General features: G+C 53.3%; 15 protein-coding genes. 2 read left to right on the top strand and 13 right to left on the bottom strand.

Annotated features, from left to right (window positions below; genetic code table 11):
* Positions 1-14: 14 nt before the first annotated feature.
* The 6 genes from IPG22_09235 to IPG22_09210 are packed head-to-tail and all read right to left on the bottom strand — an operon-like array spanning position 15 to position 4,211.
* Positions 15-809: an SDR family oxidoreductase gene (locus tag IPG22_09235; protein MBK6588465.1), complete on the bottom strand. Its 795-nt coding sequence runs from the start codon at positions 807-809 to the stop codon at positions 15-17.
* Positions 806-1,384, bottom strand: a complete 579-nt coding sequence (locus IPG22_09230; GenBank protein ID MBK6588464.1) for a hypothetical protein — start codon at positions 1,382-1,384, stop codon at positions 806-808. The genes IPG22_09235 and IPG22_09230 overlap by 4 nt, the downstream gene beginning before the upstream one ends.
* Positions 1,344-1,862 carry a GNAT family N-acetyltransferase gene (locus tag IPG22_09225; GenBank protein MBK6588463.1) on the bottom strand — a complete coding sequence of 173 codons (519 nt, stop codon included), beginning with the start codon at positions 1,860-1,862 and terminating at the stop codon, positions 1,344-1,346. The genes IPG22_09230 and IPG22_09225 overlap by 41 nt, the downstream gene beginning before the upstream one ends.
* Before the next feature lie 8 nt (positions 1,863-1,870).
* A complete protein-coding gene (pdxH, locus tag IPG22_09220) occupies positions 1,871-2,515 on the bottom strand; it encodes a pyridoxamine 5'-phosphate oxidase (protein MBK6588462.1) in 645 nt (214 codons plus the stop codon).
* 3 nt (positions 2,516-2,518) lie between these two features.
* The gene (locus IPG22_09215; protein MBK6588461.1) at positions 2,519-3,745 is read right to left on the bottom strand and encodes a DUF1015 domain-containing protein; all 1,227 of its coding nucleotides are present in this window, start codon (positions 3,743-3,745) and stop codon (positions 2,519-2,521) included.
* Between the two features lies 1 nt (position 3,746).
* Positions 3,747-4,211: a DUF4878 domain-containing protein gene (locus tag IPG22_09210; GenBank protein ID MBK6588460.1), complete on the bottom strand. Its 465-nt coding sequence runs from the start codon at positions 4,209-4,211 to the stop codon at positions 3,747-3,749.
* A gap of 70 nt (positions 4,212-4,281) precedes the next feature.
* Between IPG22_09210 and IPG22_09205 the strand changes: the two genes are divergently transcribed.
* Together IPG22_09205 and IPG22_09200 are read left to right on the top strand one after the other, a co-directional pair.
* Entirely contained in the window at positions 4,282-4,563 is a 282-nt protein-coding gene (locus IPG22_09205) for a 4a-hydroxytetrahydrobiopterin dehydratase (protein MBK6588459.1), read from the top strand.
* Between the two features lie 53 nt (positions 4,564-4,616).
* Positions 4,617-5,390 (top strand): slipin family protein, encoded by a 774-nt coding sequence (locus IPG22_09200; protein MBK6588458.1) that lies wholly within the window; start codon positions 4,617-4,619, stop codon positions 5,388-5,390.
* Between the two features lie 139 nt (positions 5,391-5,529).
* Here the strand turns inward: IPG22_09200 and IPG22_09195 are convergent, their stop codons facing one another.
* From IPG22_09195 to IPG22_09165, 7 genes are read right to left on the bottom strand one after another with little or no spacing between them, the layout of a single operon-like run.
* Complete coding sequence (locus IPG22_09195) at positions 5,530-8,637, bottom strand: GH92 family glycosyl hydrolase (protein MBK6588457.1); 3,108 nt, start codon at positions 8,635-8,637, stop codon at positions 5,530-5,532.
* Position 8,638: 1 nt separating this feature from the next.
* Positions 8,639-9,748: an exo-alpha-sialidase gene (locus IPG22_09190; protein ID MBK6588456.1), complete on the bottom strand. Its 1,110-nt coding sequence runs from the start codon at positions 9,746-9,748 to the stop codon at positions 8,639-8,641.
* Complete coding sequence (locus tag IPG22_09185; protein ID MBK6588455.1) at positions 9,745-11,112, bottom strand: alpha-L-fucosidase; 1,368 nt, start codon at positions 11,110-11,112, stop codon at positions 9,745-9,747. Before IPG22_09185 ends, IPG22_09190 begins: the two co-directional genes overlap by 4 nt.
* Before the next feature lie 44 nt (positions 11,113-11,156).
* Positions 11,157-11,813, bottom strand: coding sequence for a hypothetical protein (locus IPG22_09180; protein ID MBK6588454.1), 657 nt, complete (start codon positions 11,811-11,813; stop codon positions 11,157-11,159).
* 8 nt (positions 11,814-11,821) lie between these two features.
* Positions 11,822-14,119, bottom strand: a complete 2,298-nt coding sequence (locus IPG22_09175) for a family 20 glycosylhydrolase (protein MBK6588453.1) — start codon at positions 14,117-14,119, stop codon at positions 11,822-11,824.
* Between the two features lie 43 nt (positions 14,120-14,162).
* Positions 14,163-15,149: an RluA family pseudouridine synthase gene (locus IPG22_09170; GenBank protein ID MBK6588452.1), complete on the bottom strand. Its 987-nt coding sequence runs from the start codon at positions 15,147-15,149 to the stop codon at positions 14,163-14,165.
* 44 nt (positions 15,150-15,193) lie between these two features.
* Positions 15,194-16,240, bottom strand: coding sequence for a hypothetical protein (locus tag IPG22_09165; protein MBK6588451.1), 1,047 nt, complete (start codon positions 16,238-16,240; stop codon positions 15,194-15,196).
* Positions 16,241-16,287 lie beyond the last annotated feature (47 nt).

The raw sequence follows: 16,287 nt of genomic DNA, 5'->3' as shown, positions 1-16,287 counted from the left end.
TCCAACTAAAGAGATCACCGCGTACGTTTTTCCCGCTGAAACCGCGGCCGCAGTGCACTCGCCATGGCCCGACGCGTAATAAAACTCGGGATATAGCTTCCGAGCAATGCTCCGATCTTGTTCGCGATACCTGAAACCACTTTCGTACGGCCGCTTTTCATTGCTCGGATCGCGGTCTCAACGACCTGCTCGACCGTCTGCTGGCCCTTGACCTGCACAGGCCTGTCGATCCTCGACGCCGCAAAAAAATTCGTCTGCGTCGAACCGGGACACAGAGCTAAAACCTGTATTCCATAAGGCCGATTTTCCTCTGCGACCGCTTCCGAAAAAGAGGTAACAAAAGCCTTCGTCGCCGCGTACGTTGCCATGAACGGGATCGGTTGAAATCCGGCCGCGGACGAGACATTTACGATCGTTCCGCTCTTTCTCTCACGCATCGGCTTAAGGTATGCATGGGTGATCGCCACAAGAGCCGCAATATTTAACTCTATCATCTGCAGCTCGCGATCTATATTTAGCTTGGCAAAATCGCCGCTCGAGCCGAAACCAGCGTTATTTATCAGGCAGTCGATCTCGATATTGTGTTTTTGCGTTTCTGCGAAGAGCGTGAGATCGGCATTCGGTTCGGCGAGATCGAGGACGATATAGTGAGCCCAAATATCGTGCTTGAGCATCAGCTCATCGCAAAGCTCATGCAACGCCTTTTCAGAACGGGCAACCAGCACGAGATCGTGGCCCTCGGTAGCGAGCCTCCGTGCGAAGCCTTCGCCGATACCGCTCGATGCACCCGTGATCAGCGTAGCTTTCATAGATCATCTTCAGCTTCAGCCGCAGGTAAAAAAGAAAAATAGACCGACCATGCGGCGGAAACAACTATGATCGCCGTACCAGCAAATCTTATGATGCTGGCGATCCCCTTTGTCGATCCCAGCATACCAAAATGGTCGAGCATGTAGTTCCAATCGTGAAAACTGCCTTCGCTGCCTGTAAAGCCGCTCGTCAATACCAATTGCATTACTACGGCGTCAGAAGCATAGACCCACACATTCAGAATACTCTGTCCGACCCACATCGACACGATAGCCGCCGAATAATAGCTCCGCTGCCAGATAAAATACCCTACAAATATCAACGGCAGGATAACTTGAAAGAGCGAACCGCCCGCGATCATCATAAATTCGCCAAATATCCGGAACAGCAAATGCCCGGTCTCATGGATCGGCAGATCGACGATATCAAGAAAACTGCCGTTCATCGGAGCGTAGGCGATCGAGAGAAAATAGATGCTCAATACGATCGCGAGGATCAGTTTTGGAATATTTGGCCGCATCTTTCCGATAAATTTACGCTTTTGAACCAAAGAACTCGCTTTGCGAGATAGCATACTGTACGCAGTTCATACCGTAATGCTTCAATGTTCCTTCGTATTTCATCCCGCACTTTTCCATTATTCGCCACGATCCAGTGTTTGCAGGGTCGGCAACAGCAACGATACGCTCGAGCCCGGCGGTTTCAAAACCGTACTTTATCCAAGCCGAGGCGCATTCATAGCCATAACCTTGCCGCCAGTGTTTTTCGGCAAGATTATAGCCGACCTCGATCTCGCCGGTATCCTCAAGCGGCTGCAAACCGCTGGTTCCGATCCGCTCACCGGTTGATTTCAGGGTCATGATCGAGAATCCAAAACCATACTTTTCGTGGCACTCGAGGTAGAAGGGCAGCCGAGCGGTCAATGCCTCAGCGTTCTGCATCTTAATACCGCCCATGTAACGGTAAACAGCAGGAACGGATCGCAGCTCGATCAGCCACGGCAGCTCCGCCGGAGTGATCTTTTCAATTATTAATCTCTCGGTTTCGAACATAAAAGAGGTTACGGAGAGAGCCGAATAATATTCCAGCTTTCGCCGTCCAGTTTGTACACGATCCGGTCGTGCAGGCGGCTCGGACGACCTTGCCAGAATTCGATCTGATCTGGGATGACACGGTAACCGCCCCAATGCGGTGGCCGGGGCACGTTGCCACTTGCGTATTTAACCAGTAGCTTTGCCGCCTTAGCTGCCACGGTCATTTTCGAATCGATCGTCTCGCTTTGATTTGACGCCCATGCGCCTACTCGGCTCGTGAAAGGCCGGGATTTGAAATACTCGTCTGATTCCTCCGCCGAGACCTTGCTTACCAGTCCGGTGATCCTCACCTGACGTTCCAGCTCGGGCCAGAAGAATGTTAGAGCAGCGAAAGGGTTGTCGGCTAGCTCGCGGCCTTTTTGGCTGTTGTAGTTGGTGTAAAAGACGAAACCACTGTTGTCAAAGCCCTTGAGAAGCACCATTCGAGATGACGGCCGGCCCTCGGCGCTCGCGGTCGAAAGCGACATTGCGGTCGGCTCCGGCAGTTCGGCGGTGATCGCCTCATCCATCCAGCGGCCGAACTGAACAAAGGGATCGTTGGCAACCTGCTCTTCGGACAGCCCTTCCCGCGAGTAGTCCCGCCTGATATGTGCGAGGTCTTTGTTTTCCATCTTTTAGATCAAGTGGATGAGCAGTCCGTCCTTTAGCTTCGGCTCGAACCATGTCGATTTCGGCGGCATGATCTCGCCCATGTCTGATACGGCAAAGAGGTCGTCCATTGTGGTCCGAAACATAGAGAACGCTACCTTAGCTTCACCCGAATCGACCATTTTCTTCAGTTCCGCAGTTCCGCGGGCTCCGCCGACGAAAGCTATTCGCGTATCTGTTCGCGGGTCGCCGATGCCGAGAACCGGAGCGAGGAGGTAGTTCTGCAGGATGCTCACATCGAGCCCCGTGATCGCGTCGAATTTGACCGGATGGTCGGGCTTGAACCGCAGTTTGTACCAAGCGCCTTCGAAATACATGCTCATCTCGCCGCGTTTATCCGGCGTTTCGTCGATCGATTCGACCAGTAGAAAATAATCACGTATCTTATCGAAGAATTCATCGCGGCTAAGTCCGTTGAGGTCCTTGACCACCCGGTTGTAGGGCAGGATGTTTAGATCCTCAGAGGGAAACATCCCCGCTATAACAAAATTGTATTCTTCCTCGCCGGTGTGATGCGTATTTGCTTCGCGCATCTTGTCACGAGCGAGTTTCGCGCTCTCGGCACGGTGGTGGCCGTCGGCTACGTAGAGAGCAGGAAGCTCGGCGAAAGCCTCGACCCACACATCCGTGTAGACCATCCGCCAAACCGTCTGCTCGACGTTCTGCCGGCAAGTGAAATGGTAGATCGGCTCACCTGTTACAGCATCCGCGATCAGGCCGCGAATGTCGTCCGTGTTTCGAAATGCCAGAAATATCAAGCCGGTCTGAGCTCCGACCGCGAGCATATGCGCCGTGCGGTCGGCGACCTTGTCGGGCCGAGTTTTCTCGTGCTTCTTGATAAGCCCGGCGTCGTATTCAGCGATCGAGCAGCATGCAACAACACCCGTCTGCGATTGATCTCCATCTTTCAAGCGGTAGACATAGATCGCGTCCTCATCATCCTGAACCAGAACACCGGAGCGTATGAACTCTTCCAGATTTTGTTTTGCCCGCTCAAAAACCGTTTCGCTTGACGGCTTTTCCGCCTCAGAATATTCACCCTCGGGCCGCGTGACGCGCAGGAAACTGAGCGAATTATCGGCGATCAACTCGCGCACCTCGCTGTCATAGATCACGTCATACGGCACGCAAGCCACGAATTCCGCCTTATCAGCAGGTGGGCGAAGGGCTTTGAAGGGCTTAATTGTTGACATATTAGTAGGTCGATCTGTTTCCGTTGATCAGCTCGTCAAGCTCTTTCTCCTGGTCCTCGATGTCCTTCAGCATCTGGTCGGCATAGCCTTGCTTGTCGATCTTCCAGACGCCGTCTTCGCGGACGAACGGGACAGTTTCCCAACTGCCATATGAATTCTTGACCTGCAGACTCGCCTTATCACCATCGACCTTCTCATTGCGAATGTCCATTGAGGTCTGGTTTTCGCTGAGCAAAGTCTCGCGCTTGACGATGTCATCGACGGTCACGCCCTGGGCTTTGGCTTCCTTCTCGTGCATCTTGATGGTCGCATCCGAAAGGAGAAGCTTCATCGTCGTATAGTCTTTAGCCTTCAGAGCCTTGATGTAGGTCATAAATGTCTCTTTCGGCGTGGCAGGACGCTGCGGCGTGCAGGCCACGATCGAGATAGCAAGGGCGAAAATAAGGAGTCTTGACCAATTACGCATTTTACGGATACCTTTGAACAAAGTTACTCAAAACTTTGATTATAGCTCAAAAGCAGGGAGCCAAAAACGAATGGAACGCAAAATTCTCGATGTCGGACAGCTAACCGACGCCCTCAAGACCCTCGACGGATGGAGCGTCGACGGCAAACTGCTGAAGAAAAGTGTCAAGTTCGACAACTTCGCACAAGCTCTCGACCACGTCAACCGCGTCGGAGCCCTCGCCGAAGCCGCCGATCATCACCCGGATATCACCTTCGGCTGGGGCTACGCCGACATCACCCTGACCACCCACGACCGCGGCGGGATAACCGATGTGGACGTCGCACTCGCAGGTAAGATCGATAAACTCTAAAACAGCTAGGCCCGTACCGTTGACACGGACAATGATAGGCGTAGAGTAAGGTTATGGAAGCAGTACTGCCAATTCTCGGTGCCTTTATCGTTGTTGTGTTCATCATTCTATCTGGGATCAGAATTGCCCAGGAGTACCAACGGGCCGTTGTCTTTCGGCTAGGTAGATTCGTCGGAATAAAAGGCCCGGGCATTTACTATCTTATCCCGCTGATCGACCGCCAGCAGAAGGTCGATACCCGCACAGCAACCGTCAACCTCGAACAGCAGGAAACCATCACAAAGGACAGCGTCACGATCAAGGTCAATGCCGTTCTGTGGTTTCGCATCGTCGAGGCCTCGAAAGCGATTCTCGAGGTTGTCAATTACGAGCAGGCGGTCTATCAATTTTCCGTCACAGCCCTGAGAAACATCATCGGTCAGCATTCACTTGACGAGGTTTTGAAAGGCCGCGAAGAGATCAATCGAACCCTGCAGGAGATCGTTGATTCGACGACCGAACCGTGGGGGATCAAGATCGAGATGGTCGAGATGAAGGACGTTGAGATCCCAGAATCGATGCAGCGTGCTATGGCCCGCGAGGCTGAGGCGATCCGCGAAAAACGCGCCCGTATCGTCAAAGCCGAAGCCGAGCTCGAAGCCTCGATCAAGCTCACCCAAGGCGCCAAACAAATGGAAGAAAGCCCGATCGCCCTCGAACTCCGCCGCATGCAGATGCTCTCAGAGATCGGCATCGACAACAATACGACGACGATCGTTCTGATCCCGTCGGAGTTTTCCGAAGCGGCCCGTGGGGTCGCGATGATGGGAAAACTCAAAAAGGACTAACCCCCGGGAACGCAGGCGCCCTCGCCTGCAACGCCGGTTCGTCCGGCGTGATGGTGTTGGGTTCGTTCGAGCTGAGAAATGCTAACGTGCGGCACACTGCCGAAGCGGCAGCGTTTGCAAGCGGACGCTTGCGCTCCAGTCATCTTATAAAAACCTCGTCGACAAATATCCATGGATCGCCGCCGGCACCGAGGTGCCAGGATGGGATCTTGCCGAAGTTGTAGGCTCGCATGCGGATGTAGCGGGCCTTTGTCGGTGTGACGGTTTGGCGGTATTCGCGAGCCGTTGGGGTCAGGTCGGTTTGGGGGAAGCCGGGTTTTATTTCGGCGATCTTGGTGAAGGTTTTGCCGTCGGTTGACGCTTCAAATTCCACTCGGTCGGGCATCCATATCCATGGCAGAGCAACTTGCAGGAAACTCGCTCCGACCTCGGAAACGGGTGTTTCCCTCTGCATATCGATCACCGCCTCATACGTTTTGCCCTGCACGCCCTGCCATTCGCCGCTCGCAAAATTGACCGTCCCGCGGATGCCGTCGATGATGGCGTTGTCGCCGCCGCCGGTGTATTGCGAGCTGTATTTTGACATGACCTTCACGCTCCAGTCGTTTGGACGTTTAATAAATAGAGCAGAAACAGGCTTGCTCGGATCACCGGTGGAACCTGCGGCGATTGCCTTGACGGTTGTCGTGTGATCGAGGCTGAAAGACCGTTCGTAAACGTCGCTTTTTCCAATGACCGGTTCGTCGCCATTTGTCGTGTAGTATATCTTCACGTCCGGCGTCGCGGTTGAGATCGAGACCTCGACCTTGTCTTTTATGGTTCGCTCGCCGTTTATAACCGGAACGCTGACGGTTTGTCCACCGATGCTCGAAACCGGAAACTCCGAAAAAGCCCCCATCGCCGGGGCATCGGTCATCGAGAATTCCAGCACGCCGCCCTTCATCAGATCGGCGTGGGTTAGGAATGCTTTTTTGTGCGGCACGCCGTTCAGGGTTGCGGACTGGATGTAAAAATTCTTTGCCGAAACGCCTTTCGCGCGGATGGTGAAGGTTTTGCCGTTTTCGAGGCGGTACTTCATCTCGGGGAAGAGCGGCGTGCCGAAGGCGTATTCCGCCTTGCCCGGTGCGACCTGGTAAAAGCCGCTGGCGGACATGATGTACCACGCCGACATCTGGCCGCAGTCTTCGTTGCCGATCAGGCCGTCGGGTGCGGGATGGTAAAATTCGTCCATTATCCGGCGGACCAATTTTTGGGTTTTCCAGGGCTGGCCGATATAATCGTAGAGATACGTAATGTGATGCGAAGGCTCGTTGCCGTGAGCGTACTGGCCAATGAGGCCGGTCAGGTCAGCCTGTTCGCGGCCGCCGAGTTTCTGGTCGGTATTGAACAGCTCATCGAGCTTCGCCGTAAACTTTTCACGCCCGCCGTGAAGCTTCACCAGATGCTCGACATCCTGCGGAACGAAGAACGAATACTGCCACGAATTGCCCTCGGTAAAACCGAATGTCACTTCGTTGGGAGCAAAAGGCTCGACAAAACCGCCGTTCTTCTTAGGGCGGAAAAAGCCGATCTTTGGGTCGAAGAGATTTTCGAAGTAACGTCCGCGTTTTAGATACTGCCTATACTCGTTCAGATACTTGGTTTTCTCGACATCAATTGGGAACGAGGCGATACCGGTCTTCGGGTCATAACTTGGCTTCGGGCCGTTCTTCGACGGTTTAGACTCCCGATACATAAGAACTTTGGCCATTTGCGCAATACACCAATCGTCATAAGCATATTCCATCGTTCGCGAGACGGATTCGTTTTCGTCTTCCATCGAGATGTAGCCGCGTTTTTTGTAGCCGGCTAGGCCGAAGTGGTCGAGTTCGGCGGAGTGCTTGGCGGCGGCGTAGGCTTTTTCGTAGTCGAAGCCGGTCAGCCCCTTCGCCATCGCGTCCGCAATGACCGAGACCGAGTGATAGCCGATCATACAGTCCGTCTCATTCGCCGCCAGCTCCCAAACCGGCAAACGCCCGCCCTGCTCATATTGCCGGATAAACGTATTGATAAAATCCACCGTCCGCTTCTGATCGATGATCGTATAAAGCGGGTGCGCGGCGCGAAAGGTGTCCCAAAGCGAGAAGATCGTGTACTGATCGCCCGACGCTTCCTTTTTCGTCCCGGTCGGCGCCACTCCGCGATCGCTTTTCGCTCCGCGTGCGGTTCGCTCGGGCCCGAGTTTGCGAACTTGCGACAGGCTATGCACCTTTTTATCCATCCCGAGATACGATCCATCGACATCGTTAAAGATATTCGGCTGGATCATCGTGTGATAAAGCGCCGTATAAAACGTCGTCGTCTGATCATCCGTCCCACCCGAAACCTCGATCTTCGACAGCTCCTTATTCCAAGCCGCCTTGGCATCGGCACGAACCTTCTCAAAATCCCACCCGGGAAGCTCGGCAGCGAGATTCTTACGGGCACCTTCGATGGAGACGTGGGAAATGGCGACTTTTACTAATACTTGCTGACTTTTAGATGTGTCAAAATGTAAAACTCCCCGTAAACGATCTCCTTTCCCACCTCCCGATGTGATCGACCCACTGTTGCCAATAAGTGGAAAATCAAACGGCCTTGAAAACTCAGCTACGAAGTAGATCGCCTGATCTTTAGCCCACGAAGAAGATCGGCGATAGCCTTCGATCCTTCGGTCCCCGACAACCTTTAATTCTGAATCTAGTACTCTGTCTCTCCATTTCAGGTCGATCAAAATATTTGCGCCGCTATCAGAACGAGGAAAAGTATACCGGTGAAATCCAACGCGGGTTCTTGCAGTCAACTCCGCCAAAATATTGCCGTCATCCAAGCGAACCGAATAATAACCTGGCTCGGCATGCTCATTTGCATGTGAAAATTTAGACCCTCCGCTTAACGCGACGGCGTCGGCAAATCTGACTGCGCCGGTTTGGGGCATAAACAAAACATCACAATAATCCGGAATGCCCGTGCCGTTCAGGTGGGTGTGCGAAAAACCGTAGATCGTGTCGTCGGAGTAGTGATAGCCGCTCGATCCGTCCCAGTTGTCGATCCGCGTGTCGGGCGAGAGCTGCACCATTCCAAACGGCATCGTCGCCCCCGGAAACGTATGCCCATGCCCGCCCGTGCCAATGAAGGGGTTGACCCATTTGGCAAGATCACGCGTCTGGGCGGCGAGGCCGATCGAGAATGCAAAGACAGCAATAATGGCAAAAAGCTTGGTTTTCATACTATTTCCAGTCGATCACTTTCAGCACGATCTGTTTATAATCATCCTTTTCATACAAAACGCCGATGCGTTTCGTGTCGATCATTACGATATCAGAATACGCGGTGAAATCACGCCCTTTAGGGTTGTCAATGCGGTCGATCAAATGCTCTTTCATCCACGTCCGCCCCGCGTCAAAACTTATCCGAACGGTCAAGCCGTTGCGATGCGAGCTGTCGGCGTTATTTGCGAAGGCTAGCGTTTTCCCCTTGATCCGCAGCAGGCTCCCCTCGCAAACCGGATCGGGAAGAGCGGTGTCGAATCCGGCGTCTTTCCACGTCGCACCGCCATCGTCGCTACGGGCCGTGATGCGGTATTTTTGATCGCCTTTCTGATTGCGGGCGTTGATCAAAACGCCGCCGCCGCCGATCTCAGCGGCGGTCGATTCGTTACTGCCGGCGATGCCGACATCGCCCGAGAGTTTGAACGTAAGGCCATGGTCGTCAGAATAGAATGCCGACGCCATGTAGTCTTCGAACGTCTTCGACGGCTCGCCTTTTGAATAGTTCATCGGAACGAGCAGACGGCCGCGGTATTTGCCCTCGGTCAGTTGTATCGCGTGCCCCGGCGTGTTGGCGTACGAACGCCATTCGGGGCGTTTGACCTGCGATGTGATATTTACAGCCGCGGACCAAGTGCGGCCTTCGTCGATCGAGGTTTTGTACCATACCTCACGCGTACCACGGCCGCGGCGAACTTCCTGCTCGTTACGGTCGCCTGTATTGTAGAAAAGGAACAAGCGTCCCCGTGGAAAACGCGGGTCGAACAGATCAACGACCGGAGCCGGATTTCCCGCCTGCATCGTGCCGTTTTCGGCAACTGCCTGCATCGCGGACCAGGTCTTCCCGCCATCGCTGCTGGTTCGCATGACGATATCGATATCACCAAAATCGCTCCCGCCCTTACGCCGAGCCTCGGCAAAGGCTAGCAGCTTGCCGCTTTTGAGCTTAACGATCGCCGGAATTCGATAGGTCGCCGCTCCGTCTTTGCCGCTCTCAAAAACGACTTTATCCTGCGGCTGCACCAAGCCAGCGAGCAGGAATATCGTCATTAACAGAAATATCAATCTCATTTCCGGGTATCGAATAAACGCAGGGTCGAGATCGCGGGCGACGCCTTTGCTTCGTCAAACACGACGCGAACGCCTGTCGTCGCGGTTCGCGGGAACTTCAGGATCCGCTTGTAACCGATCGTTGTCGCCGTCGCAACGGTTTGGAATTCGCTGCCGTTCCAGGTCTGGACCGTAAAACGCTTAATCCGCTGGCCCAGAGCGATGTATTCCTGAAGCATAACGCCGTCGATACTGGTTTCGCGGCCAAGATCGAGCGTAAGCGTGGCATTCGTCACGCCGTCAGTAGTCGTCCAATATGTGTCGTACGAGCCGTCGATGACATTTGCGGGTGCAAATCGAGAGCCGCGAGTATTCGATGTGGTGATCGTGCCTTTGGCAAGGTTAGTACCGAAAGCCATTTCGCGGGCGGCTTTAAATTCCATTAACCGCGCGATGTCGTTCTCGTTGACGAGGCCGCGGCGGTCGACGCCTATATTCAACAGCAGGTTGCAGTTGCGGCCGACGGAGCCGAGCCAGATATCCATAAGTTGGCTCACGCTTTTGATTTTCTTATCTTCCTCAGCGTGGTAGAACCAGCCCGGACGGATCGACACGTCGCATTCGGCAGGTATCCACGAAGTGCCGTTCTCGTCGCCGTGGTTTAGAGCTTTTTCATCGGCAAAGCCGGGGAACGAGCCTTCGTTGTCGCGGGTTGACCAGTTGGTTTCGCCCGCAATTCCGCGTTCGTTGCCGACCCAGCGAATGTCGGGCCCGGCGTCGCTGAAGATGATCGTGTCGGGCTGTTCGCGTTTGATGGTCGAGAAAAAGCCGCCGAAATCATAGACCATCCGTTTTTTGTTATCGTTCGCGCCGTCGAGCCACGACTCGAATACCGGGCCGTAGTTTGTGAGCAGCTCGTGCCATTGTTGCTTATAGATCTGGTTATACCGCGGCGTGCCGTACAGCGGATGATTGCGGTCCCACGGCGAGATGTAGATGCCGAATTTGAGGCCGTATTCGCGAGCGGCGGCGGAAAGCTCCTTCAGCACATCGCCCTTACCGTCACGCCACTTTGAATTCTTGACCGAATACTCCGTCGTCGCCGAAGGCCACAAACAAAAACCGTCGTGATGTTTCGCCGTGATAATAATGCCCTTCATTCCCGCGGCCCTCACCACCCTCGCCCACTGCCGAGCGTCAAACGCCGTCGGGTTAAAATCCCCCGCCGGAGCCCGGCCCTCGCCCCATTCGTGATCGGTAAAGGTGTTGATCCCGAAATGGATGAACGCGTAATACTCAAGCTTTTGCCAGGCTAGCTGGGATCGGGTTGGGATCGGAAGGATCGGTCTGGGTGGCTGAGTTTTTGCCCAAACGCCAAGCGCCATTATCGAGATACAAAATAATATTTTGAGCAGCTTATTCACTGATCTTAACTTGCCGGGTTTCTCTTTTGAATCGCTTCAACGGCGTACTTTGCTGAGTCCTTAACATCTCGCTTACGGCTACTTAGATGCTTTTCCAGGATCGGTATTGCCCTCATCGTTCCTATGTCATTGAGCACTTCATTTGCGTATACCACATCGAAAGAATCCGTACTTTGCCTAGAGATCTCGATTGCGACTTCTTCGGCTCTAGGATCCTGACTCCGTTTCAATGCACTTATTGCGGAATGACGTATCAGCCACTTGGAATTCTTCGTAGCCTCAATCAAGAGAGACAGATCTGTTCCAACGGGTTTGATAATGTCCGCAAGGCTGTCGAATATCGAACCAACAATATATTGATCTTTCTCCACCGAGGTTCGGTCGATCAAAAATTGAGCAACCGAATCATCCTCAGTGTTTTTGGCGACCTTCCCAAGTATAAAATAGGCAGCTCCTCGGACTTTCTTGTCTGACTCACTCCCAATACGTTCTTTCAAAGTGGGAATCAACTCAATGTCAGTTAAAGTCTCTGCTTCCCTGAGTGCTTTCCATGACACCGTCTTGCTACTGTTAAATGTGCCCGCTGCTTGAGGCTCAGCATCAGCTGAACTCAGTATTCTCTGGATCAAATCGTCAACTACCTCTTTCCGCGTTTGGGGCATAAGATCAATTAGTGCACGAGTTCCCCGCCGCTGATCTGTCGCAAACCTTGGCCTTTTAGCCCGACGCGGAAACGGAAATGGGCGTCGCCCTCACGGTGGTTGTAGCGCAGGGCGATCTTGTGCAGGCCGGCTTTGAGCGGAACGACGACCGATTTCATCTTGCGGTCCTTGGTTCCGGCGTCGTCGATCAGCATTTTTCCGCCGAGGTCGAGCGACGCGTCCCAGGTCGAATCGATCTGCAGTTCGTAGATGCCATCCTGAGCGATCTTTAGATAGCCTTCAAACGCAACCCCAAACGATTTTTTGAGGTCGATCTCTTTTTCAAATTGCGTCAGAAAGATCGAACGCGTCTCGCCCTTTTTAGCCGGCGGATCCTGAGCAAATTGGGCACTTGGGACGACGAGACTGTAGTTCACGCCGGGTTTTGTTTCAGCTAGAGTGACTGGTTCGCGCATCGCTCCGCGGACGACCGTAGCTGTGTAAACGACGCTCTTGCGGCCCACTGCGTTGATCACGACGGTTTTGAGCGTAGCAGATCTGCCGTCCGCGAGCGTGATCTCGACGGGCTTTGTATAAAGCGTCGAACGCTCGTCCGGCGTTGAACCGTCGACCGTGTACCTGACCTGCATTCCAGCCATCGGTTTTAGCGTGATCAGCGTTTTCTCTTTGTCCGTGATGACGTTTTGCAGCCCTTCGGGCTCGGGGATGCGGTAATTTACGTTTTGACGGTCGAGCAGCGGCAAGTTACCGGCGAGGCGGCGTTTGAAGTCGGCGAAGTTCTTGTTTTCTGGTGTTGACCAGACGCTTTCGGCGATGGCGAGCATTCGCGGGAAGGCCATGTATTCGAGTTTGTCGCCGGTTTCGATGTACTCTGTCCAAAGGTTTGCCTGGCCGCCGAGGATGTATTTTTGCTCATCAGCGGTCAGCTCTTTCGGCATCGGGTCGAACTGATAGACCTTCTCGAGCGGCAGAAATCCGCCGATGTTGAGCAGTTCATACGCCGGATCACCCTGGCCGTAATCGAGGTAGGCGAAGTCGGTCGGGGTCATGATCACGTCGTGTTTCTGCTTTGCGGCCTCGATGCCGCCCTTCATTCCGCGCCAGCTCATGATCGTCGCGTTCGGAGCGACGCCGCCTTCGAGGATCTCGTCCCAACCGATGATCTTTTTGCCTTTGGAATTAACGAATTTCTCCATCCGCCGGACGAAATAGCTCTGCACTTCGTGTTCGTCCTTGAGATTTTCGCGTTTCTTCAGCTCCTGAACATAGGGCGAATCTTTCCAAAAGTCTTTTAAAACCTCATCACCGCCGATATGAATGTAAGGCGATTCGGGAAAGAGCTTGATCGTCTCGTCGAGGACGTCTTCGAGAAACTTAAACGTCTCCTCGGTCGGACAGAAGACCTCTTTGAAGATGCCCCATGTCTTCTTCACTTCGAACTTGTAATTGCTCGCGGCACATCCATTTCCGAGCTCAGGATACGCCGCCAAAGCCGCCGACGCGTGGCCCGGCAGCTCGATCTCGGGCACGACATTTATATATTTCGCTTTTGCATAAGCGACTACATCTTTGATCTCTTCCTGCGTATAAAACCCCTCGACAGGCCGCCCGTCGCCCTTAAAAACCGTCGAATAAACGCCCTCGTGACTCTCCGGTCGCTTCGACCCGATCTCGGTCAGCTTAGGATACTTCTTGATCTCGATCCGCCACCCCTGATCGTCCGTCAAATGCCAGTGGAATTGATTGAATTTGTACTGAGCCAGCAGGTCGATGAACTTTTTGACGAACGAAACCGGCAGGAAGTGCCGCGCAACATCGAGATGCATACCGCGGTATGGGAAACGTGGTTGATCAGAAAGACCGAAAGCCGGAACCTTCGCTTCGTTTTTAGCATCCGCAGGCAACACCTGGAGCAGCGATTGCAGCCCGTAAAAGACCCCTCGTTCGTCACCTGAGATCTCGATCGCATCCGGCGTAACCCTAAGCATATACGCTTCCATTGCAGCTGTCGAAGGCGCGTTCTTGGCATCGAATGTCGCAAATCGAATGACATTCTTAGCCTGCGGCCGGGTCGTCATCTGAAGCTCGAAACCATACCGCTGCCTGAGCACTGCATTCAACAGCGAGCCAAACTTACGGCTAGAATCTGAGATCGCAAGGATCTTTGTCTTGTTGTTCAACTTGAACTCGCCCTTGCCCGCCGAGATCAGCTGCGGCTGCGGAATGATCGTGATCTCGTCGGCCTGAGCAAACGCAAACGAAACGAAAAGAAGACAGAACGCGGCAGCGAAGAAGGTATATTTCATTGTTATCAGAACGGAGCTTTGGTGGTTTAGTACTTGGCTCCAATCATAGCAAATCCAAAAATTCTTTCAATTCTGTCGGCAATTCCTGTGTGAATTCGAGACGTTCTTTGGTTTTTGGGTGGGTGAATGAGAGTTTTTCGGCGTGGAGAAAGAAGCGGCGCATTGAGGCGATGCCGTTTCTTACGTAGCTGTCCATGACGGTGTTGTCGCGGCCTTCGTTGTAGATCTCGTCGCCAACTACCGGGTGATTGAGATAGCCCATGTGGACGCGGATCTGGTGTGTGCGGCCGGTTTTGATCTCGATGTCGAGGAGCGTGAATTTGTCGAAACGCTTTCGCACCTTCCACAGCGAAACGGCACTGCGTCCGTGCGTTGCGACCTTCATCCGCAGGCGATTGTGCTTGTTGCGGCCGATCGGCGCGTCGACCTTGCCCATATTCTGTTCGAGCGAGCCGTGGACGAGCGCGACATACGATTTATACACCTCGCGTTCGCGAAACTGCTCAGACAGTGCCTCGTGCATTTCGTCCGATTTAGCGACAACGATCAGGCCCGATGTGTCTTTGTCGAGGCGATGAACGATGCCGATGCGCGTGCTTCCAGGATTGTCCCGATTCTGTTCGGCGAATGATTCGGCAAAATGATAGGCGATCGCGTTCGCGAGCGTTCCGGTCTGAACTCCGGCTCCGGGATGGACGACCATTCCCGCCGGTTTGTTAATGACGGCAAGGAACTCGTCCTCGTAAACTATATCGAGCGGTATGTTCTCAGGCTCGAAGACCGTCGCCTGGATCTCGACCAACTCGACCTCGATCTCGTCATTGTCCCGAACCTTGTGCGATGGTTTTACTGACTTTTCGTTGACGAGAACATCCTCGTTCTCGATCAATTTCTGCAGCTTAGAGCGCGACCAGCCTTCGATCCGATCAGCCAGGTACGCGTCAAGACGCATTCCCGCGTCATCGGGTTCGACGGTGAAGGTTAATGACGTTTCGGTGTCGCTGGTTTGTGTATCCTGAGTTTCGATCAATTTATTTCCCCGCCGTGTCCGCACACAGCCTCTACTTGAACTATCTACCGAACGGCCCTCTCAAGCAAGTCCACTATCGAAACTCGCTTATTACCGAACGCGGTCCGCTGCCAGTGCGGCAGGAGCGGATCGATGATCATAAAGAGCAGAATGCCCTCTTCCTGCGACCAATTTTTGCCTCCGCGGCGGATCAGTTTCGACGCCGTTTTCTCATCGAGGCCATCCGAGATCGCGGCGTGGTAACCCGCCCAGTTTGCGACACCTTCCATCGTAAGAAATACGTCCTCGACCTCTTCGAATTTCTTCTTTTCACCAACGTAGAAATCATTTCGGCGTTGCTTGATCGCGTTGAGCAGCAGCCTTGCAGCAGCGCGTTTTTTTGTTATATTCGTCTCTTCCGCAGCAGAATTCGCTAGCGAGATCTCGTCCAGATAGGCTTTGCGAAAACGCTCATCCTTGCCAAAGGTGTTCTGAATAATATCATCGTCAAAATTCTCGATATCCTTCAGCTCTTTCTCGATCTGACTCAATCTCACGAAAAAATTTCGATGATATGTGTGCGTCAGTTCATGAACGTAAACCGCCCGAACGAGTGTCGGGACGTTCTTCTCGCCCTGCAAATGCTCGGCTCTCGACCAGATCGATGGTAGAGCGGCGACAAAGAACGAGCGTTTATCATTGTCGAAATTCGCCGCAAAACTTATCAACCGTGCCGGAATTACCTGTGAATCAGGAAGCCGTATCTTTCCATTATGAGCTGCCGAAAATACCGTCGTTCGTTTACCGGCAAGGTATTGAGTTTGCTTTTTTGTTCCCAAACGTTGAAAAAACCTGTCATCCGGATCGAAGTTAAATACACAATTTTCATCAAACAAGACCAGCCAAGGCATCTTTGCTGGTTTTAATTTAAGCTGATCGCGCCGGACCGATTTCCAAACCTTCATTGTTCGATCGAGCCATGCCAAATCCTTGGGTTCAGGCAAACATTCGGCAGATACGTTACCGAAAAAGGTGGCGATCGTGAGTACCAAAATCAGGAGTTGGATCGTTTTTTTGTTCGTTTGCGGAAGCAGATCGAGACTATATGACATAGAACGGGGATGGCCAAAGACATTATCGGCCAGCCGCGATCAAAGGG

This window comes from Acidobacteriota bacterium (assembly GCA_016703965.1).
GTDB lineage: Bacteria > Acidobacteriota > Blastocatellia > Pyrinomonadales > Pyrinomonadaceae > OLB17.
This window is presented reverse-complemented; position numbering and strand designations above follow the sequence as displayed.